This window comes from Oryzophilus luti, assembly GCF_059726245.1.
In genome coordinates this window covers 2,814,858-2,837,070 of sequence record NZ_AP040874.1, presented here as the reverse complement: position 1 = coordinate 2,837,070, position 22,213 = coordinate 2,814,858, and the positions used below count along the sequence as shown (strand labels likewise).

Here is a 22,213-nt window from a genome sequence, read left to right as displayed (position 1 = left end):
CGGTTGCCTGATCCAGCGCAGGGGACGGACTCTGTGAGGCCAACACGAAGGGTATGTTGTTCTCGTCCGGGTTTCTAGTCCCCCTGTTGCAGCAGAGGCGATGCGCTCCGCGTGGAGGCATCGCCTCTTGCTCGATCCCGTCAGCAGAAATTACATTGCCGGGGCGTTTTGCTTGTCGCCGGGGCCCATGGTCTTGTGCTTTTTCACCAGGTCGATCATCTTTTTCACCTGGTCGCGATGCGGATGGTTCGGGTTCGCCTTCAGCAGCTTTTCCCAGCATTCGATGGCGCCCTTGCTGTCGCCCTGCTCGCGCCACTTCAGCACGCCCATGTTGTAGAGGGCGTCCGCAGACTTGGGATCGACCTGGAGGGCCTGGTTGAGGGTGGCCAGAGCCTTGTCGGCATGTCCGCCGTAGTAGTAGGAGTTGGCCAGCCGCGTGAGAATCTCGGCCGTCATCTGCAGCTTTGCAGAACGCTCGTAGTATTCGGCGGAGGCGTCGAACTGGTGAGCCGCGAAGTAGAAGGCGGCAATCTTCTGAATGGTGTCATTGTCGTTGGGCTGCTGTTTCAGCTTCTCCAGCAGAGGTGCCACCTGCTTATCAGCCATCTGCTTCAGCTGATCCGGGGTTGGGGCGCCGCCGGACATGCCGCCCATCTGCCCCATGCCACTGGGGGCCTGCTGCTGAATGGCCGGAGCCGGTGCACTGGGTTGGGACGCCACCGAGCCGCGCACCAGATATCCGACTCCAACTCCAATGACCAGACAGATGATGGACAAAGCGTAGGCCTGGACAGAACTCCACGCATTCTTTGCAGGCTGATTTTCCACGGGCTGATTCTCTGCGTTGCTCATGTTCGTTCAAGGACTCCTAAGGCACCTGAATTCGTTCTGGCTTGAACTCTCGTTGGATCGATTCGGATTACGACCAGAAGAGATTCTAGAACGGGGCTCTCAGTCGGAATCGCAGCCGGAGTGCCAAACCAAGCATATTCAAAAATATAATTATTTCTTAATTTTTCAATGACTTATGTGGCGTGTTTTCTCAAGGTCACAAGCCCCTTGTGCAATTGTGTTGAGGCATATGCCCCGGAAAAGCGGAATTTTACCCACAAATCCTTGGCGGGCTTGCGAATGCCTGCCACTTCAAGGCATCGGTCCGCCTCAATCAGGCCTCGTCCGGGGGATGACTCCCGGCGCGGGTTCTGCCTGCAAACTGCGTGGCAGCAGGGGCGCGGTATTCATGAGTTCGCGTCGGCGCACGGTCGGCTCCCGTGGTGGAATCTGCTCGGTCTGACTTGCCAATGGCGCGTGCAGAGCGGCGGAGAACAGGCGTGCTGCGGGAAAGAAAAACGCGCCACCTTGCCGCCGGTCTGCACCACGAATTGTCCGGCGCAGCGGACCTCCGCCACGAGAGCCAGGGTGGCGGGCATGCGCCGTTCAGCCCGTCAACTCCGCCGTCGACGATCCTTCAAGTCACCGCTAGAATTAGATTTATCTGGAGCGTGTGACAGGCGTCACGTCGCCGGCGGACTGCGTTCTGCGATGATTTCTAAGGCAAATTGTGGCGTTTTGTGCGTTCGCATCCTGGAGAAGTAAGCCCGGCCAGGGGCCACAGGCGGTTGTGGAGAGAGACTGAGCCGATTGTGAGGGTGTTCCCAGCCTGATGCAGACCAATTACATGCTGACTGACCTGGGCGGCTTTCTGGCGTCCGTTCTGGCGTTTCCCCTGTTTCTCGTGGTGCCGGGCGCGGTGCTGGGCTGGCTGCTGGATCTGATGCAGTTCCGCCAGCGGCGGAGCATCACGCAACTGGTGATGAGCGTTCCGCTCTCCATCGCCATCTGCCCCATTCTCATCTTCTGGCTGGGATGCCTTGGCGGCTACACGGCGATTTGGACAGCCTTTGGCCTGATCTGGGCCGCATTCCTCGTGATTGTCGCGCGCAACTTCAGGCAGCTGACGCTGAAGCCCGCCGAGCCGGCGGAGCGGTGGGCCTGGGGCGCGGCCGGCGTCTGGGCACTGATTGCCATCGGCTCGCTGATGCATCTGCAGTTTGGCGGCAAGCTCTTCTTCAGCGATAGCGCGTTTGACTACTGCGTGCGCCAGGCGTTTACCGCTTCGGCCATGCGCGCCATTCCTCCCTCGAACCCGTTTTTTGCCGCGTTTGACGCGGTGCCGCTGCGCTATCACTACTTCTGGATGCTGGTGTGTGCGCTGCCGGCCAAGCTGCTTGGCATTCATCCTTTGCTGGCGCTTTATGGGGGAGCCATCTGGGCGGGGCTGGGCCTGATGGCCGCCATTGCCCTGTATCTGCGCTTCATCGTGCGGGGCGGCTCTACCGTTGCACGCAACGCCGTGCTGGGCGCGGGATTGCTGCTGGTGACCGGGCTGGACCTGATTCCGACGCTCTACGTTCTGCTGCACGAGCACCGCATCCAGACGGATATGGAGTGGTGGAACGTGGTGCAGGTGGCGGGCTGGATGACGTCGCTGCTCTGGGTTCCGCACTATGTGGCATCGCTGGTTGCGGCGCTGGTCGCGCTGCTGCTCATTCATCAGTCGGCCAAGCTGGAGGGTGCGCGGAAGATTGGGCCGGTGGTGGTGGCGGGGCTTGGCTTTGCCAGCTCAACCGGACTGGGCATTTACGTCACGCTGGTGTTCGCGGTCTTCGGCGTCATCTGGACGTTGGTGTGCATCGCAAGGCGCTGGTATGCGGATTTGGTGGCATTGGGCGCCTCCGGAGCAATTGCGATTATTGCCGCGCTTCCTTACCTGGGCCTGGTAAAAGCGGCGGGGACTGCCTCTGCCGCCTCCGCGCAGGAGGCATTCGCAAGGTTTGCAATCCGTCCCTTTACGCTGCTGGGACTGGAGATGCTACGGCATGGTGTGCGGGACCCCAAGTGGTTTGCGCTGGCGAACCTGGTCTCCATGCCGCTGAATTACGCCCTGGAATTTGGGTTCTTTCTTCTTGTGGGCGCGCTCCGTTTTCGCCAACTTCGCGGCAAGGAGCAGGAGCCGGAGCGGGAAGAGCTATTGTGCTGGTCGCTGCTGGGCGCGAGCTTCCTGATCGGATCGTTCGTTGAGTCCACCTCGATCACCAGCAATGACCTTGGCATGCGGGCGATGCTGCCGGCGCAATTCATTCTGCTGTTGTGGTCCGTACCGCTGCTGCAGGACTGGTGGAAGGGCGGAGCGCAGGCCGCGACATGGCTCGTGCGGCGCCTGGTCGTGATCTCGCTGGTGCTGGGCGTTGGGGCGAACATTTATCAACTCGGCCTTCTGCGCTTTGGCCCTATCCTTCTTGATCACAACGCTGCCATCACCGGCTACATGATGCCAACGCAGAATATGGACGGAAATCGCACGCTTGGCATGCGCCAGGCCTTTGATGCGGTGCGTGCGCAGCTACCTCCGCAGGCGCTGGTGCAGGCCAATCCTGCCCGCCAGGATTATGCTTCGCAGCTGCTGTTCGATGACTTTCCTGCCGCTTCCGGGTTGGAGCAGTGCGGCGTGGCCTTTGGCGGAGACGAGCAGAAGTGTCAGCCGGTCTACAACAACTTTGCGCGGCTGTTCCAGGCGCCAGCCCCGCAGGACGACGAGTATCTGGATGATATGTGCCATGCCTTCAAGGTGTCGGCGTTGCTGGTGACCGACACAGACCCGGCGTGGTACGCAAATACCTGGGTGCGCAGCCGTCCCGTAATCTTCACCAGTCCGCATGTGCGTGTGGTACGTTGTGGCGACGCCGCTGCCGCCACACGGGGCGCCTCCACGGGCGGGAACTAGACGGTGTGGAGCGAAGGGCGGCAAGTGCGCGAGAATAGGGTGTTTGAGCACCCGGAAATTGCCCGGGCAACGGTAAAATTGTAACTTCCGGTTTTGTTCAGGTTCAGGAGAAGCTATGAAAGTCGTGATGCTGTGCGGTGGGCTTGGAACGCGTCTGCGTGAGGAGACGGAGTACCGCCCGAAGCCGCTGGTTGAAATCGGTGGTCGCCCGATTCTGTGGCACATCATGAAGCTGTATGCCCATTCGGGGTTCCGCGAGTTCGTGCTCTGCCTCGGCTACCGCGGCAACATGATCAAGGAATACTTCCTGAACTACGAGGCGATGAACAGCGATTTCACCATCGGCCTGGGCCGCAACTCGAACATCGAGTACCACGGCAAGCACGGCGAGCAGGGCTTCAAGGTGACGCTGGCCGAGACCGGCCAGAACTCGATGACCGGCGGCCGCCTCAAGCGGGTGGAGAAGTACATCGACAGCGACACGTTCATGATGACCTACGGCGACGGCGTTGCCGACGTGGACATTCCAGCGCTGCTCGCCTTCCACAAGGCGCACGGCAAGATCGCCACGGTCACTGCGGTTACGCCCAGCTCGCGTTTTGGCGTGGTGCAGACCGATGCCAGCGGACGCGTGACCGACTTCATCGAGAAGCCGCGCACCAGCGGACGGGCCAGCGCGGGGTACTTCGTCTTCAACCGCGAGATCTTTAACTATCTGAGTGGCGATGACTGCGTGCTGGAGCGCGCGCCGCTGGAGAAACTTTCGAAGGAAGGCCAGTTGATGGCCTTCAAGCATGACGGCTTTTTCTACGCCATGGACACCTACCGCGAATACGAATATTTGAACGGACTCTGGGCTGCGAACCAGGCTCCGTGGAAGGTCTGGAATGAGTAACGGATATTGGCAGGACCGCTCGGTTTTTGTGACCGGCGCAAGCGGATTGCTGGGAAGCTGGCTGACGCGCCGGCTGGTGGAGCACGGCGCCAACGTCTGCGTGCTGCTGCGTGACTGGGTTCCGCAGAGTGAGATGGTGCGCCAGGGACTGCTTGAGAAGGTGAACGTCGTGCGCGGAGACATCCGCGACGCCGACCTGCTGGAGCGCACGCTCGGCGAGTACGAGGTGGAGACGGTCTTCCACCTGGCGGCGCAGACCATCGTCGGCATTGCCAACCGCAACCCGGTTTCGACCTTTGAGAGCAACATACAGGGCACGTGGAATGTGCTGGAAGCCTGCCGCCGTTCGCCCAAGGTGAACGCCATTGTCGTGGCCTCCAGCGACAAGGCCTACGGCGACCAGACGGTGCTGCCCTACACGGAAGAGATGCCGCTCCAGGGCCGTCACCCGTACGACGTGAGCAAGAGCTGCACCGACCTGATCACGCAGTCGTACATGACGACCTACAACCTGCCGGTTTCGATTACGCGCTGCGGCAACTTTTACGGCGGTGGCGACCTGAACTGGAACCGTGTTGTGCCGGGCACTGTCCGCAGCATCCTGCGCAATGAGGCGCCCATCATCCGCAGCGACGGCCACTTTGTCCGCGACTACTTCTACATTGAAGATGGCGCGGCGGCCTACATGTTGCTGGCCGAGCGCATGACGCAGGATGAGGCCGTTTGCCGGCAGGCGTTCAACTTCTCCAACGAGGCGCAGATCAGCGTGCTCGATCTGGTGAACGCCATTTTGAAGAAGATGAACAGCAAGCTGGAGCCGGTGATTCTCAATCAGGCGTCGCACGAGATCCGCCACCAGTTTCTGAGTGCGGAAAAAGCACGCCAGCTTTTGAAGTGGTCGCCGGAGTTCTCGCTCGACGAGGGCCTGGAGCGCACCATCGCCTGGTACAAGGAGGCGCTGAGCCGTGAGTAGGGCAGACGAGCTGCGCGAGCAGATTCTTTCGCTGGTGGCCGAGTACTACCTGGAGGCGTTTCCGAAGAAGGAGTTCGAGCCGGGCGTTTCGAACGTGCCGATCTCCGGCCGCGTCTTTGATCAGCGCGAGCTGGAGATGCTGGTGTCATCCTCGCTCGACTTCTGGCTGACGACCGGGCGTTTTGCGGAGACCTTTGAGCGCGAATTCGCCAAGTTTTTCGGGCTGCGCGAGGCGGTGCTGGTCAACTCCGGCTCCTCGGCAAACCTGGTGGCGCTGGCGGCGCTGACCTCGCACAAGCTGGGCGACAAGCGCCTGAAGCCGGGCGACGAAGTCATCACGGTTGCCGCCGGTTTCCCCACCACGGTCAATCCGATCATCCAGTGCGGGCTGGTGCCGGTCTTTGTGGACGCGCACATACCGACTTACAACATTGATGCCACGCAGCTTGAGGCGGCGCTGTCGCCGAAGACGCGCGCCATCATGGCGGCGCACACGCTGGGCAATCCGTTCGACCTGAAGACCATCACTGAGTTCGCGAAGAAGCACGACCTGTGGCTGGTGGAGGATTGCTGCGACGCGGTGGGCGCAAAGTTCGCGGGGCAGATGGCGGGTACATTTGGCGACGTGGCCACCACGAGCTTTTATCCCGCGCACCACATCACCATGGGCGAGGGCGGCTGCGTGCTTACCGATAAGCCACTGCTGCGCACGCTGATTGAGAGCTTCCGCGACTGGGGCCGCGACTGCTGGTGCCAGCCGGGCAAGGACAATACCTGCGGCAAGCGCTTCGACTGGAAGCTGGGCGGACTGCCGCACGGCTACGACCACAAGTACATTTATTCGCACATCGGCTACAACCTGAAGGCCACCGACATGCAGGCCGCTGTCGGCGTGGCGCAGTTGGGCAAGCTGGCGGGCTTTATCGATGCGCGCAAACGCAACTTCGCGCATCTGCATCTCGGCCTTCAGGACCTGCAGGAGTTCTTCATCCTGCCGGAGCCGACGCCGGACTCCGAGCCGAGCTGGTTCGGCTTCCCGCTGCTGCTGCGCGAGGAGACCGGGCTGGATCGCGCGGAACTGATGCGCCGGTTGAACGAGAAGAAGATTGGCACGCGCCAGCTGTTTGGCGGCAACCTGCTGCGGCAGCCCGCGTATGAAGGCATTGCGCATCGTGTGATTGGGCCGCTGACGAACAGCGACCGCATCATGAACCGCGTCTTCTGGATCGGCGTTTACCCGGGACTGACCGGCAAGATGATCGAGTACATGATTGACGCGTTGCATGAAGTGACGCGCGGCAAGTAGGCGCGGAGAACCCGGACAGGCATGAAGCTGGCGCAGGAAGATCTCGAGCAGATGACGTTGCGCGTTGCTCCCGTGTGGAGCGAGGCGCGCGGCAAACGCTTCTTTCTCACCGGCGGTACGGGGTTCTTCGGCTGCTGGCTGCTGGAGAGCTTCTGCCATGCGAACCGCGTGCTCAAGCTCGGCGCGCGCATGACCGTGCTGACGCGCGACGCGGAACGTTTTGCGAAGAAGGCTCCGCATTTGGCGAGTGATGCGGCAGTGGAGTTTGTTGCGGGCGATGTGCGCAGCTTTGAGTTTCCGGCTGGCGCGTTCGATTACGTTCTGCACTGCGCCACCAACACGAGCGGCGATCAGGGCTCGGGGCTGGAGTTCTTTGACACGATTGTGGAAGGCACGCGCCACACGCTGGAGTTTGCGCGGCTGAGCGGCGCAAAGCGGTTTCTGTTGGCCAGCTCCGGCGCGGTTTACGGCACGCAGCCGCCGGAGATTGCGCACGTTGCAGAGGACTTTGCGGGCGCGCCATTGCCGGCGGCCACTCCGCTGGCGATTTACGCCGAAGGTAAGCGCGCGGCCGAGTTGCTCTGCCACTTGTATGCGCAGAGCTACGGAATTGAACCGGCCATCGCGCGGTGCTTTGCCTTCGTGGGGCCGCACCTGCCGCTGGACGCGCACTTCGCCATTGGCAATTTCATTGGCGACCGGTTGCGCGGCGGGCCCATCACGGTCGGCGGAGACGGCACACCTTACCGCTCGTACATGTATGCGGGCGACCTGGCGGTGTGGCTGTGGACGCTGCTGTTCCGTGGCCAGAGTTGCCGCGCCTACAACGTGGGTTCGGATGAAGCGGTGAGCATCCGCGAGCTGGCTCATGCAGTGGCCGACGCGCTGCCGCCGAAGGTTGAAGTCATCATCAAGGGAACGCCCGTGGAGGGCGCAAAGCCCGCGCGCTACGTTCCAAGCATTGAGCGCGCGCGGCATGAGCTGGGCCTGCGCTGCGAGGTGGGGCTGGCGGAGGCAATCCGCCGCACCGCACGCTGGCACGGCGCACAAAAGGATTGAGGAACGAACGAAGTGATCAAGCTTTCTGATTACGTGATGCATTCGCTGGCCGACTGGGGCGTGAAGCACATCTTCCTGGTGACCGGCGGCGGCGCCATGCACCTGAATGACAGCGTGGGCCAGGAAAAACGCATCCACTACATCTGCAACCATCACGAGCAAGCTTCGGCGATGGCCGCCGAGGGCTACGCGCGCATTGCGGGCACGCCGGGCGTTATCAATGTCACCACCGGCCCGGGCGGCATCAACTCGCTCAACGGCGTCTTTGGCGCATGGACCGACTCAATTCCGATGCTGGTGCTCTCCGGACAGGTGAAGCGCCAGACCTGCATGGCCACCGCGGGTGTGCACGGGCTGCGCCAGTTGGGCGATCAGGAAGCCGACATCATCAGCATGGTGAAGGGCATTACCAAGTACGCCGTGCTGGTGGACGATCCGCAGTCGATCCGCTACCACCTGGAGCGCGCCTGGCACCTGGCGCAGAGCGGACGCCCCGGCCCCGTGTGGCTCGATATCCCCGTTGACGTGCAGTCGGCGCAGATTGATGAGACGAGGCTCCGCGCCTACGACCCGGCAGAGGACGCTGTCGCCACCGACGCAGCGAAGCTCGCCGCCGAATGCCGCGAGGTGCTTGAGCGCATCACGCGTGCGGAGCGGCCGGTCATCATGGCCGGAACCGGCGTGCGGCTGGCCAAGGCGCTGCCGGAGTTCGAACATCTCATCCGCATGCTGCGCATCCCGGTCACCACGGCGTGGACGCACGACCTCATCACCGGCGACGACCCGCTCTTCTGCGGACGCCCGGGCACGATTGGCGAGCGCGCCGGAAACTTCACGGTGCAGAACTCGGATCTGGTGCTGGTGCTGGGCTCGCGGCTGAACATTCGTCAGGTGAGCTACAACTGGCAGGCCTTTGCGCGCGGCGCGTTCAAGATTCAAGTGGATGTTGACGCCGCCGAACTGGCGAAGCCGCTGGTGAAACCGGATCTCGGCGTGGTCAGTGACCTGAAGCCGTTCTTGGCCGAGTTGCTGAAGCAGGCGGAGGGCTACAAGGCTCATCACGAGCAGTGGCTGGCGTGGTGCAAGGAGCGCGTGGCGCGCTACCCGGTGGTGCAGGAGCGCCAGCGGCAGAGCGGCCCTCCAATAAATCCGTACCACTTCATGGAGATGCTCTCGGACATGATGGTGGAAGGCGATGCGGTGGTTTGCGGCAATGCCAGCGCCTGCATCCTGCCTTATCAGGTGATGAAGATCAAGCGCGGACAGCGGCTGATTTCCAACTCCGGCTCGGCGTCGATGGGCTATGATCTTCCGGCTGCGATTGGTGTGGCGGCGGCGCGCGAAAGCGGCCGCGTCATCTGCCTGGCCGGTGACGGCAGCCTGCAGATGAACATACAGGAGCTGCAGACGCTGGCGCAGACCAAGCTGCCGGTGAAGGTCGTGGTGCTGAACAATGGCGGGTATCTTTCCATCCGCAGCACGCAGGGCAATTTCTTTGGACGCCTGACGGGAGAAAGTCCGGCGAGCGGGGTTTCCTTCCCTGAGTTTGTGAAAGTGGGCGCGGCGTTCGGGCTGCCGAGCGTGCGCGTGGACCGCGTGAGCGAGATGGACGCAGTGCGCAAGGCGCTGGATGCGCCGGGGCCGGCGCTGATCGAGGTGATGCTCGATCCGGACCAGCAGTTTGAGCCGCGTTCGCGCTCCAAGGCCATGCCGGACGGCACGATTGTTTCGCCGCCGCTGGAAGACATGTATCCGTTCCTTTCGCCGGAAGAACTGGCGGAAAATACGATTTCGAAGAAATAGCAGCAAGCGCGGCCGGGCGCGCCGTGAATCTCAAAAGTTTTTGTGGAAGGTTGATTTCCTATGACTGGTTCTGAAGTTTTCAACGAGTTGTTCGTGCTGGAGTTGGCCAACAACCATCTGGGCAGTCTTGAGCGCGGTCTCAAGATCATCAACGCCTATGGGCAGGTGGTGCGCTTCAACAATGTGCGGGCGGCCATCAAGCTACAGATTCGCGACGTGGACAATTTCATTCACCGCGACTTCCGCGACCGCGAGGACATCCGCTACATCAAGAAGACGCTCGCCACCAAGCTCTCGATCGAACAGTACGCGACGATGGTAAAGGCCGTCCGTGATGCCAACTGCATCACCATGGCCACGCCCTTCGATGAGGAGTCGGTCGATGTCTGCTGCAAGCTCGGCATTCAGCTCATCAAGATCGCCAGCTCCGACCTGAATGACTGGATGCTGATCGAGAAGATTGCCAAGGCGCAGAAGCCCGTGATCGTCTCCACTGGCGGCAGCTCGCTCAAGGACATTGACGACCTGGTGCGCTTCTTCAGCAACCGTCATATTCCGCTGGCCATCAATCATTGCGTCTCGCTTTATCCTTCCGAGGACCACGAACTGGAGATGAACCAGATCGACTTCCTGCGCCAGCGCTACCCGGACCACGTCATCGGCTTCTCCACGCACGAGTACCACGACTGGTGGAACTCGATGCTGGTGGCCTACGCCAAGGGCGCGCGTACCTTTGAGCGTCACATCGATATCGACAGCGACGGCGTGAAGGTTTCGCCCTACTGTTCGCTGCCGGCGCAGGTGGATCAGTGGTTCAAGGCCTTCCATAAGGCGAAGGAATTGTGCGGAGCTCCGGGAACGCAGCGCCGCATGCTGCCCAAGCGCGAGACCGAATACCTGGATGCGCTGGTGCGCGGCGTCTACGCCAAGCGCGACCTGCCTGAGGGCCACGTTCTCAGCGACGAGGATGTGTACCTGGCGGTTCCGCTGCAGAAGGGGCAGATTTCCTGCCGCGAACTGATGCGCGGAGAAGTCCTGCTGGCGCCCATCAAGAAGGATGAGCCGGTGCTGATTGACATCATCGACAGCCCGTACTCGAGCATCGAGTCGCTGAAGGCCACCATTTATGCGCGTGGGCTTGCCCCGAAGCCGGAAGGCAAGTAATGCAGTCGGCAGACTTGGGCAGCGAGGAGCAGATTCGTTTTGATGGGCCGGTTGCGGCCGTCATCTTCGACTTCGACGGCGTGTTCACCGACAATAAGGTGATCCTGACCGACGAGGGGCACGAGGCTGTGCGCTGCGACCGCGGCGACGGCTACGCCATCGGGCAGCTGCGCAAGACCGGCCTGCCGCTGCTGGTGCTCTCCACGGAGAAGGTGCCGATCGTGCGTTTCCGCTGCGAAAAGCTGAAGCTGGAGTGTATTCACGACGTGGACGACAAGGTTCCGGAGTTGAAGAAGTGGCTCGCCTCAAAGGGCGTTGCCCCCGAGCACGCCGTCTATATTGGCAATGACGTGAATGATCTCGGATGCCTGCAACTGGTGGGGCATCCGGTGGCCCCCGCCGATGCCTATCCGGAGGCGAAGGCCGCGGCGAAGCATGTACTGAAGGCCCGCGGCGGTGATGGCGCCGTGCGCGAACTGGCGCACGCCGTGATGGCACACCTCCGGCAGCAGGGCGGAGCGCGGTAGAAGATGAGCGAGGCAGCGAAGGTGAGCGAAAAGACCATCAGCATTCTGACGCCGTGCTACAACGAGGAAGAAAACGTTGTTGAGCTTTACGACCGCGTGCGCGCCGTCATGGTTCAGCTCGGCTATCGCTACGAGCACCTGTTCATCGACAACGCCTCCACGGACAACACGTTTGGCCTGCTGAAGGCGATTGCCGCGCGCGACCACAACGTCAAGGTCATCCGCAACGCGCGCAACTTCGGACACATCCGCTCGCCGCACCATGCGCTGCTGCAGTTGAAGGGTGACTGCGTCATCAGCCTGGTGGCCGACCTGCAGGACCCGCCGGAGATGATCCCCGAGTTCATCAAGAAGTGGGAAGAGGGCTACCCGGTGGTGGTCGGCATCAAGACCAGCAGCGCGGAGAACTCGCTGATGTACTGGATGCGCACCAAGTACTACGAAATGGTGCGCCGCTTCTCGGGCATCAACACGCTGGAGAACTTCACCGGCTTCGGGCTCTACGACCGCAAGGTTGTTGATGTGCTGCGCGGCTTCCACGACCCGTATCCGTACTTCCGCGGCATGATCGCCGAGATCGGCTTCAAGCACGCGGAGATTCCGTTCCATCAGCCGATGCGCATCCACGGCATCACCAAGAACAATTTCTACACGCTGTATGACATGGCAATGCTCGGCATCACCAGCTTGTCCAAGGTGCCGCTGCGGCTGGTGACATTCACGGGCTTTGTCGGCGCGGCGGTTTCCGTGCTTCTGGGCTTTGCTTACCTGATCTACAAGCTGATCTTCTGGAGCCGTTTCACGCTGGGTATGGCGCCGCTGGTGATTGGTGGCTTCTTCCTCGGCTGCGTGCAGCTCATTTCACTCGGCATCATTGGCGAGTACGTAGGCCAGGTGCACACGCTGGTGCAGAACCGCCCGCTGGTGATCGAAGAAGACCGCGTGAATTTTGAATACGGCTTCGGAGAGCCCAGCAAGGAATCATTCCGGTCTCCCCATCCGGAAGAAAATCATAATGGCCGTCCGTAAAGCTAGCATCGGACAGAAACAGGGCAGATGACATCAATGAGCAGCATGGATGCCGGGGCGCAGTATGTCGTTTTTGGGGCAGGGAACCTAGGCCGCAAGGTCGCTGCGGTTCTGCGGAAGAACAACTTCACGGTTGCGGCATTTTGTGACAACGATGCCACGCGCTGGGGAAGTGACCTTGACGGCATTCCTGTCCTCTCCCCGGTGCAGGCCGTGGCGCTGTATCCGAAGGCTGTCTTCATCCTCGCCATCTGGCATCCGAGCCTGCGCGAGGGGATGAGGGATCATCAGCATTTTCTCCAATCGTTGGGGTGCGAGCGCATCCTCACCTTCGTGCATATCTTCTGGGCATTTCCGGATACCGGGTTCTCCAGCTTGTTCTGGACTCGTCCCGAAAAACTTCAGGAATGGCGTTCGCAGGCCGATGAGGCGCGCGCTCTGCTGGACGAGCGCGGACGCCAGGTTTTTGATAGCCAATGGAATTTCCGTCTGCACGGTGACCCTTCATTGCTGCCACCGCCGGAGACGACACCGCAGTACTTTCCGCTCGATTTTCTAAAGCTCGGGGATCGAGAGTGTTTTGTGGATTGTGGCGCCTTCGATGGCGACACTTTGGTCCCGTTCCTGGAGATTACCGGCGGTCAATTCGCGCGCTATCACGCGTTCGAACCCGAGCCCAAGAATCTGTCCGCCTTGCGCGAAACGGTTTCTCGCACCGGTGACGCGGAATCGAAAGTCCTTATTCATCCGTACGCAGTTGGCTCAGAAAGTGCGACCGTAACGTTTGCCTCCGCTGGCGATGGTTCGAGTATTTCAGAGGAAGGCGATTTGACGGTCGATGTAGTGGCTCTGGACTCCTGCTTGCGCGACGAAGACCCCACCTTCATCAAGATGGACATTGAGGGGTTTGAGTTGGATGCATTGGAGGGCGCGGCAAAGACCATTGACCGTTGCCGGCCTACGCTTGCCATCTGTGTGTACCATCGCCCGGAGCATCTCTGGCGCATTCCACTGCAGTTGGCGAAGATGCTGCCGGGCGCGCGCTTGACCATGCGCAGCTACAGGAACGACGGCTTTGATACGGTGTGTTTTTGCTGCCCACGATAGGACGCGCCGGTTGCTGAAGTTAGTTCCGTAGCTCCGAGTCTTCAGGCTGCTTGAATGAGATGTGTTTGTGCCCGAAGAAGCTGACGACGACGGTGATGGCCGTCAGCACCAGTCCGGCGAGATACGGCGCTGAGTGGCCCACCCCCAGCCCGTGCCGCAATGCCGCCAGAATTCCCGGTAACAGCGCCAGCCCCAGCAGCATGTTGCCGCCGTATACGCCCATGCAGCGCAACCACTCGCGCAGGTAGTGTCCCTTGGTCTTGAAGACGAACCACTTGTAGCCGAGGAAGGCGACAGTGATGGCGATCAGGTTGGAGAGCACGCTGGCCAGCATCGTCCGCGCATACATGTTGGGCATGAACGCCAGCAGGTGTGTGATCAGCGCAAACACGCCGTAGCCAAAGGCCGTGTTCCAGGCTCCCACCAGCAGGTAACGCAGAAATTGTGCGGAGGGAAGCCGCCGCAATAACCGGGGGAACAGGCGCGGATTGCTTGGTTCGTTCGTCATTTGCTGCGAGACCGGCGCGATTCACCCAAGGATACCGGGGCAGCTCTGCACGAGTCAAAGCCGTGGCCTTCGCGATTCTGGCCTGGTTGCTGTCGTGCATGCGGGCGCGAAATGGAAGCGGCGCGAACGGTCTTCCCAATCCCGGAACAAGTTGCCCATCTCGCGCGGATGCCGTTTACCTTGTGGATCCGGTCAGCCGTGGAAGCGCTTGAGGGATGGCGCGCGGTTGGACCAGGCGCGCCGGGAGGGCACGATGAGACGGGCTTTGCTGCTGGCGATTCTGATGATGATGCTGACGATGACGGGAACTTTGCTGGCGCAGGGGCGCAACTTCCGCGGCACGGTGGTCCGCATGAGCACAACCCAGTGCATGCCGCAGCATGGTTTTATGGCTACCATGTCCGGACAGCCGCCGATGGTTGCACAGGGCTGCCCCGAGTATGTCGTCGTCAGCGACAAAGTCGTGTACGTCATTGTGGGCCGCAAGCCGGACGAGTTCATTCCCCTGGCGGAGGAGATTCTGTTTCGCGTGCGCAAGGGAGAGGTGCTCGTGCTCTCCGATGATGAAAAGGAGCAATCGCGTTTCAACGTGCGGCAGATGGTGCTGCGTCCGGAGTGGGACCGCGCGCAGGCCCGCCGCGAAATGATGATGCAGGCTGCCGAGCGGAGCCTTGGCGACGCCCGCGGCGCACAACACAATATGCTGCTTCCGGCTTCATCCGAGCAGTAGCCGCACTCTCAGGTGCTGCAAGTTCAAGAAACACTCTTTATGCCAGCCCGCCTCGTGCGGGCTTTGTTGTTGCCCGGTGGCAATGAGGGCGGCGCGGGCTTCGTGACGTACGCCCTCGCCGGTGACTGTGGTAACTCTGCAAAGACTGATCGATCCCATCCCATCAACCGTAATCCAGCAGGAACGGAGGCATACATGTTCCGGCTGTGGATGGTTCTTGAAGTGTTCGTGATCGGCTGCCTGCTTTCGCCCTTGCTGCGCGCGGCCGAGGGTGCGGAGTACACCATACGTTCCGCGACCAGGGAAGTCCGGCTGGTCTTTTCGGCCACCGATGGCGAAGGGAAGCGCATCAGCCAGCTCACGCCGCGCGACGTGGCGGTGGTCGATAACGGCGAGGTGATCCGGCGCTTCCGCAGTTTTCGTGAGGCCTCCGAAGCACCCATCCATCTGGTGATTCTCATCGATGCCAGCGACTCACTCAGCCGGCAGCTGGCGCATGAAGTCGAGGAGACCAAACAGTTCCTTGCCGGGGCGCGCTGGGGCGAGCGTGACCAGGTGTCTGTGCTTGTCTTCGGCGGAACAAGGACCGTGACGCTGTGCCGCCTCAACTGCCGTGAGGCACCGCCGCGGACATTGGATGGATTGACGACTGGCGGGTTGACGCCGTTATGGGATGCGCTGATGGAGGCCGTGGATTTGCTGGAGCAGACGCGCGACAGTGAATCGCGCGCGGCCGTCGTGCTGTTCTCCGATGGTGTGGACAACTACAGCCGCGCTGGCCGCAGCGCGCCACTGATGAAGGCGCAGGCAATGGAGGCCGCCATCTACTCCGTCAATTCGCGCGGGAAGAAAGCGGACGGCAGCGGCGATTGGCCGCTCTATCAGTTGTCCCAGCAGACCGGCGGCGTCTATTACGCACCTGGGCAGGGCACAGCGGAGGCACTGAACACCGCGCTCGAGGACCTGCACGGCGGTTTTATGCTGACCTACGATCTGCCCAACTCGGAGACTGCGGAGCACAGCGTGCGCGTGCTGCCGGCGATGAATCCACGGCTGCAATTGCGCGCACGGCGCGGATATACGGAGCTTCGTTAGTTCGCGCGGAACGCCCTCCGTCACCCCGAGTTGTGACAACCTCACTTGCAGGCGTCTAATGGCAATCTGAGAATCGAGCAGATTCCCCGCGGCGATCTCCGCGTGTCCATAACTCCATGCAAGGGAGAGTTGGGTTGTCCAAGAATGTTCCGTCGATCAAGCACAATGGTTTGAGTCAGGCCCTTTCGCGCGTCATTGCGCCGGTGAGGGATCGGCTGGAACGGCACACCTGGATCGAGCGGTGGCTGCTTCCTGCGCTGTTGTGCTTCGTGATGCTCGCGCAGATGATGAGCAGCATCCCGCGCGTCTCGCAGACTGCGGATGAGGCGACCCATCTCTATGCCGGGTACCGCTACCTGAAGTGTGGCGACCACCTCTTCAGCCCGGAACATCCTCCGCTCGCCAAGGTTGTTGCCGCCGCACCGCTGCTGGCAATGCGCGTGCCAATCAATTGTTCGGTGCCGCCCGGAGATGCGTTCGACCAGTCGGAGGCCGCCCTGTCCTGGTACTACCAGGGCGATTGGGCGAGCAAGATGTTCTGGTCACGCGTCATGATGCTGGCGTTTCCGGCCCTCGCGTTCGTGGCGGCGTGGCTGATGGCGCGCAGGCTGTTTGGTCGGCTTGCTGCCCTCATTGCGAGTCTGCTGCTGATCTTCGAGCCCAGCCTGCTGGCCAATGGCCCCTTGGTGATGACAGATGTGGTGGTAACGGCGCTGCTGCCGATTGCCTGGTACCTGTCGTACCTGTGTCTGAAGAAGCGCACCGTGCCCGCCGTGCTTCTGGCTGGAGTGGCGGTCGGCCTGGCTATGGTTGCGAAACTCTCAGGCTTCATCCTGGTCGCCCTGGTGCCCGCGCTGGCTCTCGCCTATACGTTGTGCTCCGATGAGAAACCGTCGTGGCTGGCTCTCCGGCGCAATGTGTTGCTCTGCCTGGCGATGCTGCTGCTGGCGTGGGCAACGATCTGGAGTGTCTACGGATTCCGTTACACGCTCAGCGCGAACGGTGCATCGCCTGCGTCCCCGGCTGCACAGGACTTTCCCGCCCTGCTGAGTTTTTCAGAAGAACATCATCTGCTACCGCAGGCTTATTTGTCCGGCATCCGCTTTCTGCTGCAGAGCACGAAAAGCGACGTCGTCGATTCTCAATTTCTATTTGGCCACTTCTATACGGAGCACCAGTGGTTCTTCCTGCCTGCTCATGTGCTGGTGCGCAGCACGGTGGGCATGCTGGCCCTCTGCCTGATCGCGCTGGCGGGGTTGGCGCTGCTCTGGAAGAGCCGGAGGAACGAACTGGTCCTGTTGCTCATTCCACTGACGGCAATCGTGGCGGCTTGCGCCCGTTCGACAATGTCCGGCGGCATACGTTATTTTCTGCTCGCGCTTCCGTTCGTCTGCGTCTTGATTGGCGGCGGCTGTGCCTGCCTGTGCCGGCGATGGAAGTGGATTCAGGGAGGCGTCGCGGTCCTGCTCCTGTTCCACGCGGCAAGTTCTCTGCATGCATTCCCGAATTACCTTTCCTATGCGAACGAATGCTTCGGCGGGCCCGCGCGGGCGTACAAGTCGGTCCTGGTCGACACCGGTCAGGGCTTCATCGAACTTCGCAGCTATCTCGCCCGGCATCCCTCAGAACCATGCACTGTGTTTTCCAATTGGCAATGGGATCCGACCGTTTACGGCTTGCCGTGCAAGGCGTACTGGTTCCCATGGAATGAGACGATCCCGACCCATGTGGACGGCACGGTCATTGTGAGCACATGGATGCTCAATGAAACGAGGCCCTGGCTCCATCCCATGGCTGAGTCGTTCCGCCAGGCGGCACCGGTGGCGAGCATCGCGGGCAGCGCCATGCTGGTCTATCGCGGAAGCTTCGACCTCCGCCCCGCAACCGCAATGAGCCTGTACCGGGATGCGCAACTCAGGCTGCTCCGCGGAGAGTCGGGGCCGGCGTTGCAGGACCTGGACCGGGCCGTGGCATTGTCCCCGGAATCATTCCTGATTCTGGTGGGGCGTTCTCATCTCCGTTACGCTCTGGGAGACCTGCCCGGAGCGCTGCAGGATCTGCTCAATGCGGACAGAATTGCGAAGGAGCGTGGCGCCACGGCGGAGCAGATACGCAGCATCGAACAGCAGATTCAGGATCTGCGAAGCCTGCTGATGCGTTGAGCTAGAAACCGGCGACTGTCACGGGATTCTGGCAGGAGTGGATGGCGCGCTGCACGGATTCCAGCAACGCGGTGCCGCCGTCTTCCTGCGCGGTAATGAACAGGTAGGCATCCTGCGAACGGTAGTTGCTGGAGCAATCGAACACGACGCCGTCCGGGCGGCTGCGCTTGCAGGCCACGCTGTGCTGCACGCACTTCTGGTGGTCGCGGCAGCTCAGGGACAATGAGCGGGCATCGGAGCGGAGCTGATAGGTCTCCAGGGCGCCGATAGGGAAACGCACGGTTTCGTCCTGGTCCCAGAATTCGCGCAGGCGGTAATTCGTGTGCACGCGCAACTCCAGCATGCACTGGTCGAGCGACGAGACACGCGTGACCCAGTGCGCCATGCCGCGGCCCATGTCGCGCTCGCCCTCACCTTCCAGCAATTGCGAGAACTTCTGCACCGCCACTTCCAGGCGGGCAGGCGTGGGCTGCTGCGCGGCCATAAAGGTCGCGGACAGCAACAGCACGGTCAGCAGCAGTGTTCTTCTCGTCACATCCGCATGCTACCGCCATTCCCCCGCCGGATTGTCCATTGGAACGCAGGGCGGTATATCAAAGGTCGTACGACGACTGCGTTCCAGATTTGCTGCCGCAGGCAAAACAAAGGCGCGACCCGAAGGCCGCGCCTTTCATGCAGAAGACATCACTACTTCGTGGCAAACGGATTTTCCGCCATGTGCAGGTTCTTTACCAGGAAGGTCCACTCGTCGGCGACTTCTTCGATGGCCTTGCTGATGGGCTTGCCCATGCCGTGCCCAGCCTTGGTCTCCACGCGGATGAGGATGGGCGCGGAGCCAGCCTGCGCAGCCTGCATGGTGGCCGTGAACTTGAAGCTGTGTCCGGGCACCACGCGGTCATCGTGATCGGCGGTGACGACGAAGGTCGGCGGGTACTTCGTCCCCGGCTTGATGTTGTGCAACGGCGAATACTTGTAGATTGCCTTGAATTCCTCGGCGCTGTCCGAGCTGCCGTAGTCGCTCACCCACGCCCAGCCAATGGTGAACTTGTGGAAGCGCAGCATGTCCATGACGCCGACACCCGGCAGCGCTGCGCCGTACAGGTCGGGCCGCTGCGTCATGCAGGCGCCCACCAGCAGGCCGCCGTTGCTGCGTCCTAGGATCGCGAGCTTCGGCGTTGAGGTGTACTTGTTGGCGATGAGCCACTCGGCCGCCGCAATGAAGTCGTCGAAGACGTTCTGCTTTTCGAGCTTCGTGCCGGCCAGGTGCCACTGTTCGCCGTACTCGCCGCCGCCGCGCAGGCTGGGCTGCGCGTACACGCCGCCCATCTCCATCCACACCAGGTTGGCCACGCTGAACGCCGGCGTCAGCGAGATGTTGAAGCCGCCGTAGCCGTAGAGAAGCGTCGGGTTGGTGCCGTCGAGCTTGAGTCCCTTCTTGTAGGTCAGGAACATGGGCACGCGCGTGCCGTCCTTGCTGGCGTAGAAGACCTGCTTGGTTTCGTAGGCCGTGGGATCAAAGTCGACCTTTGGCTGGCGGAAGATGACACTGGTGCCGCTCTTCACGTCGTAGTGGTAGATGGTGAGCGGCGAGGTGAAGCTGGTGTAGGTGTAGAAGGTTTCGTGGTCGTTATTGGTGCCGTGGAAGCCGGCGACCTTACCCATGCCGGGCAGCGTCACGGTGCCGAGCGGCTTGCCTTCGAGGTCGAAGCTGCGCACTTCGCTGTGCGCGTCCTTCAGGTAGCAGGCCAGAAATTTTCCGCCGACGAGAGAGACTTCTTCGAGCGTCGCATCCGACTCGGGGATCAGCGTCTGCCAGTTCGCGTGCTCCGGGTGCTTGATGTCGATAACGATGACGCGGCCGCGCGGCGCATCCAGATCGGTGGAGATGTAGAAGCGCGTGCCGATGTTGTCGAGGTATTCGTAGGCGGCATCAAAGTCGTCGAGCAGCTTCACCACTGGCGCGTCGGGCTTGCTCAGGTCCTTGTAGTAGAGGCGGTTCTTGTGGTCGGTGCCCTGTGAGACGTAGATGATGAGGAAGCGTCCGTCCTCGCTGACGCGGCCGTGGAAGGACATTTCCTTGTTGTCAGGCCGCTCGTAGACGAGTACGTCCTTGTCCTGCGTGGTGCCGACGGCGTGGTAGTAGAGCTTCTGGTAGTAGTTGGCCTCGCGCAGTACGGCCGCGCCCGGCTTGGGTTCGGCGTAACGCCCGTAGAAGAAGCCCTTGTTATCCGCCGTCCAGGAGGCGTCGCTGAACTTGACCCACTTCAGCACGTCGGGCAGGTCCTTGCCGGTCTCCACGTCGCGCACGTGCCACTCCTGCCAGTCGCTGCCGCTGGCGCTGAGTCCGTAGGCCATCAGCTTGCCGTCGTGGCTGATCTCCATGCCATTGAGCGCCACGGTGCCATCGGCGCTGAGCGCGTTCGGGTCCAGCAGCAGGTGCGGCTCACCGTCGAGCTTCGCCATCCAGTAAAGGACGTTCTGGTTCTGCAGGCCGTTGTTGCGCGCGAAGAAGTAGCGGCCGCCATGCACGGAGGCTTCGGCGAAGCGCTCGTAGTTCCACAACTTCGTCATGCGGTCCTTGATGAGCTTGCGCGCTGGAATCTGTTCGAGATAGCCGTAGGTCAGCTTGTTCTCGGCCTCCACCCATGCCTTGGTCTCGGCGGAGTCGGCGTCCTCCAGCCAGCGGTACGGGTCGGCAACCTTGGTGCCGTGGTAGTCATCAACCTGCCCGGAGACGCGGGCGTTCGGGTACTGGTAACCCTTCGACTTACCGCCCTCCGCGGCTGCCGCGCCGGCGCAGAGCAGCAACATGCTGCCAAACAGCAGTGCCATCAATGGAAGTACACCTCTTGTCATGAATTCGCCTCAATGCGGGAGTGCGGAACGTGCTCCGCGGACCAGAACAACAGTGCTTGAAACATACCACCACGCGGCCCAAAACCGAAACCGCGCCTGCCGCGTTGCCAGGAGGAATCTCGCTGTGGAGCGGGGAGCTACGGGATTACACAAGTATTACAGGCTCCCGGCGTCGACTCGGTTAACGTCACCATCAAACCAAGTGGCGCGTGGGGCGCCGCAATTTTGCATTTCCGTTTGAGGTTCTAGGGATGGCAACCGTTTCGGGCAAGTCTGCTCAAGTCAATTGGCTCACCACCGGCGTCATGGTGGTCTTTCACGTTCTCGCCGTGGTGGCTCTTTTCAACTTTGCGTGGAAGCCGTTTTTCTACGCGGTCTTCCTGTGGTGGGTGGCGGGCTCGCTCGGCATCGGCCTCGGCTATCATCGGCTGCTCACACACCGCGGCTACAAAACTCCGCGCTGGGTGGAGTACTTCCTCACCACCTGCGCCACGCTGGCGCTTGAGGGCGGGCCGATCTTCTGGGTGGCCACGCATCGCATTCATCATCAGCTTACGGACAAGCCCGGCGACCCGCACTCGCCCCGCGATGGCAAGTGGTGGTCGCACATGGGCTGGGTGCTGATGGGCAAGGCCATGCACGACGAGGTGGAGACGCTTGCTCCCTACGTGCCCGACCTGCGTCGCGACCGCTTCCACGTCTGGATGAGCAAGTATCACTGGATGACCGAAGTTGTGGTCGGCCTGCTGACCTGGGCCGTGCTTGGATGGAACTACGTGCTGTGGGGCATCTTCCTGCGGACGGTGGTGAACCTGCATACCACCTGGCTGGTGAACTCGGCCACGCATCTGTGGGGCTCGCGCCGCTTTGCCACCGAGGACGACTCCACCAACAACTTCTTCATCGCGCTCCTGACCTTTGGCGAAGGCTGGCACAACAACCATCATGCGCATCCGCAGTCGGCGCGCCACGGCCTTGCCTGGTGGCAGATTGACACCAACTGGTACGTGCTCTGCCTGCTGCGCGCTACGCGGCTCGCGTGGGACATCAAACTGCCGCGTCTCGAAGGGAGCCGCATCCGTGACCTGTGGGCCGCCCCCCAGGTTGAACCCGCAGCCGCAATGCCCGCAGGAATCTCCGTGCGCGAGCCGGAGCCACAAGCCGTCCTCGGCGACTAACGAATCTCTCGGGTGCCCCAGGTTCGCCGCGACGCAA

At 61.7% G+C, this 22,213-nt stretch carries 18 protein-coding genes; 14 read left to right on the top strand and 4 right to left on the bottom strand.

Annotation, left to right across the window (positions count from 1 at the left end):
- Positions 1–150 precede the first annotated feature (150 nt).
- A complete protein-coding gene (locus tag AC6IZO_RS12150; RefSeq protein WP_497805065.1) occupies positions 151–852 on the bottom strand; it encodes a tetratricopeptide repeat protein in 702 nt (233 codons plus the stop codon).
- 811 nt (positions 853–1,663) lie between these two features.
- Between AC6IZO_RS12150 and AC6IZO_RS12145 the strand changes: the two genes are divergently transcribed.
- The 10 genes from AC6IZO_RS12145 (at position 1,664) to AC6IZO_RS12100 (ending at position 13,647) form a co-directional block, all read left to right on the top strand.
- Complete coding sequence (locus AC6IZO_RS12145) at positions 1,664–3,784, top strand: hypothetical protein (RefSeq protein WP_497805064.1); 2,121 nt, start codon at positions 1,664–1,666, stop codon at positions 3,782–3,784.
- A gap of 115 nt (positions 3,785–3,899) precedes the next feature.
- The gene (rfbF, locus tag AC6IZO_RS12140; RefSeq protein ID WP_497805063.1) at positions 3,900–4,679 is read left to right on the top strand and encodes a glucose-1-phosphate cytidylyltransferase; all 780 of its coding nucleotides are present in this window, start codon (positions 3,900–3,902) and stop codon (positions 4,677–4,679) included.
- On the top strand, positions 4,672–5,652 hold the full coding sequence (locus AC6IZO_RS12135) for a GDP-mannose 4,6-dehydratase (protein ID WP_497805062.1): 981 nt from the start codon (positions 4,672–4,674) through the stop codon (positions 5,650–5,652). Before rfbF ends, AC6IZO_RS12135 begins: the two co-directional genes overlap by 8 nt.
- Positions 5,645–6,958, top strand: a complete 1,314-nt coding sequence (rfbH, locus tag AC6IZO_RS12130) for a lipopolysaccharide biosynthesis protein RfbH (protein WP_497805061.1) — start codon at positions 5,645–5,647, stop codon at positions 6,956–6,958. The genes AC6IZO_RS12135 and rfbH overlap by 8 nt, the downstream gene beginning before the upstream one ends.
- Before the next feature lie 21 nt (positions 6,959–6,979).
- Positions 6,980–8,017: an NAD-dependent epimerase/dehydratase family protein gene (locus tag AC6IZO_RS12125; RefSeq protein WP_497805060.1), complete on the top strand. Its 1,038-nt coding sequence runs from the start codon at positions 6,980–6,982 to the stop codon at positions 8,015–8,017.
- Between the two features lie 12 nt (positions 8,018–8,029).
- Entirely contained in the window at positions 8,030–9,820 is a 1,791-nt protein-coding gene (locus AC6IZO_RS12120) for a thiamine pyrophosphate-binding protein (protein WP_497805059.1), read from the top strand.
- A 60-nt stretch (positions 9,821–9,880) separates the two neighbouring features.
- Complete coding sequence (locus AC6IZO_RS12115) at positions 9,881–10,984, top strand: N-acetylneuraminate synthase family protein (protein WP_497805058.1); 1,104 nt, start codon at positions 9,881–9,883, stop codon at positions 10,982–10,984.
- On the top strand, positions 10,984–11,511 hold the full coding sequence (locus tag AC6IZO_RS12110; protein WP_497805057.1) for a KdsC family phosphatase: 528 nt from the start codon (positions 10,984–10,986) through the stop codon (positions 11,509–11,511). Before AC6IZO_RS12115 ends, AC6IZO_RS12110 begins: the two co-directional genes overlap by 1 nt.
- A gap of 3 nt (positions 11,512–11,514) precedes the next feature.
- Positions 11,515–12,540, top strand: coding sequence for a glycosyltransferase family 2 protein (locus AC6IZO_RS12105; protein ID WP_497805056.1), 1,026 nt, complete (start codon positions 11,515–11,517; stop codon positions 12,538–12,540).
- A gap of 36 nt (positions 12,541–12,576) precedes the next feature.
- A complete protein-coding gene (locus AC6IZO_RS12100) occupies positions 12,577–13,647 on the top strand; it encodes an FkbM family methyltransferase (RefSeq protein WP_497805055.1) in 1,071 nt (356 codons plus the stop codon).
- Positions 13,648–13,666: 19 nt separating this feature from the next.
- On the opposite strand, the gene AC6IZO_RS12095 is transcribed toward AC6IZO_RS12100, so the two are convergent.
- Positions 13,667–14,155, bottom strand: coding sequence for a GtrA family protein (locus AC6IZO_RS12095; RefSeq protein ID WP_497805054.1), 489 nt, complete (start codon positions 14,153–14,155; stop codon positions 13,667–13,669).
- A 253-nt stretch (positions 14,156–14,408) separates the two neighbouring features.
- Here AC6IZO_RS12095 and AC6IZO_RS12090 point away from each other — a divergent pair, with 253 nt between their 5' ends.
- From AC6IZO_RS12090 to AC6IZO_RS12080, 3 genes are all read left to right on the top strand, one after another.
- Positions 14,409–14,885, top strand: a complete 477-nt coding sequence (locus AC6IZO_RS12090) for a hypothetical protein (RefSeq protein ID WP_497805053.1) — start codon at positions 14,409–14,411, stop codon at positions 14,883–14,885.
- Between the two features lie 39 nt (positions 14,886–14,924).
- A complete protein-coding gene (locus AC6IZO_RS12085; RefSeq protein WP_497805052.1) occupies positions 14,925–15,980 on the top strand; it encodes a VWA domain-containing protein in 1,056 nt (351 codons plus the stop codon).
- A 134-nt stretch (positions 15,981–16,114) separates the two neighbouring features.
- Positions 16,115–18,142: a glycosyltransferase family 39 protein gene (locus AC6IZO_RS12080; RefSeq protein ID WP_497805051.1), complete on the top strand. Its 2,028-nt coding sequence runs from the start codon at positions 16,115–16,117 to the stop codon at positions 18,140–18,142.
- Position 18,143: 1 nt separating this feature from the next.
- Here AC6IZO_RS12080 and AC6IZO_RS12075 read toward each other — a convergent pair whose 3' ends face one another.
- On the bottom strand, positions 18,144–18,677 hold the full coding sequence (locus AC6IZO_RS12075; protein WP_497805050.1) for a hypothetical protein: 534 nt from the start codon (positions 18,675–18,677) through the stop codon (positions 18,144–18,146).
- A gap of 152 nt (positions 18,678–18,829) precedes the next feature.
- A complete protein-coding gene (locus tag AC6IZO_RS12070; protein WP_497805049.1) occupies positions 18,830–20,974 on the bottom strand; it encodes a prolyl oligopeptidase family serine peptidase in 2,145 nt (714 codons plus the stop codon).
- 275 nt (positions 20,975–21,249) lie between these two features.
- Between AC6IZO_RS12070 and AC6IZO_RS12065 the strand changes: the two genes are divergently transcribed.
- Positions 21,250–22,176: an acyl-CoA desaturase gene (locus tag AC6IZO_RS12065; protein WP_497805048.1), complete on the top strand. Its 927-nt coding sequence runs from the start codon at positions 21,250–21,252 to the stop codon at positions 22,174–22,176.
- Positions 22,177–22,213 lie beyond the last annotated feature (37 nt).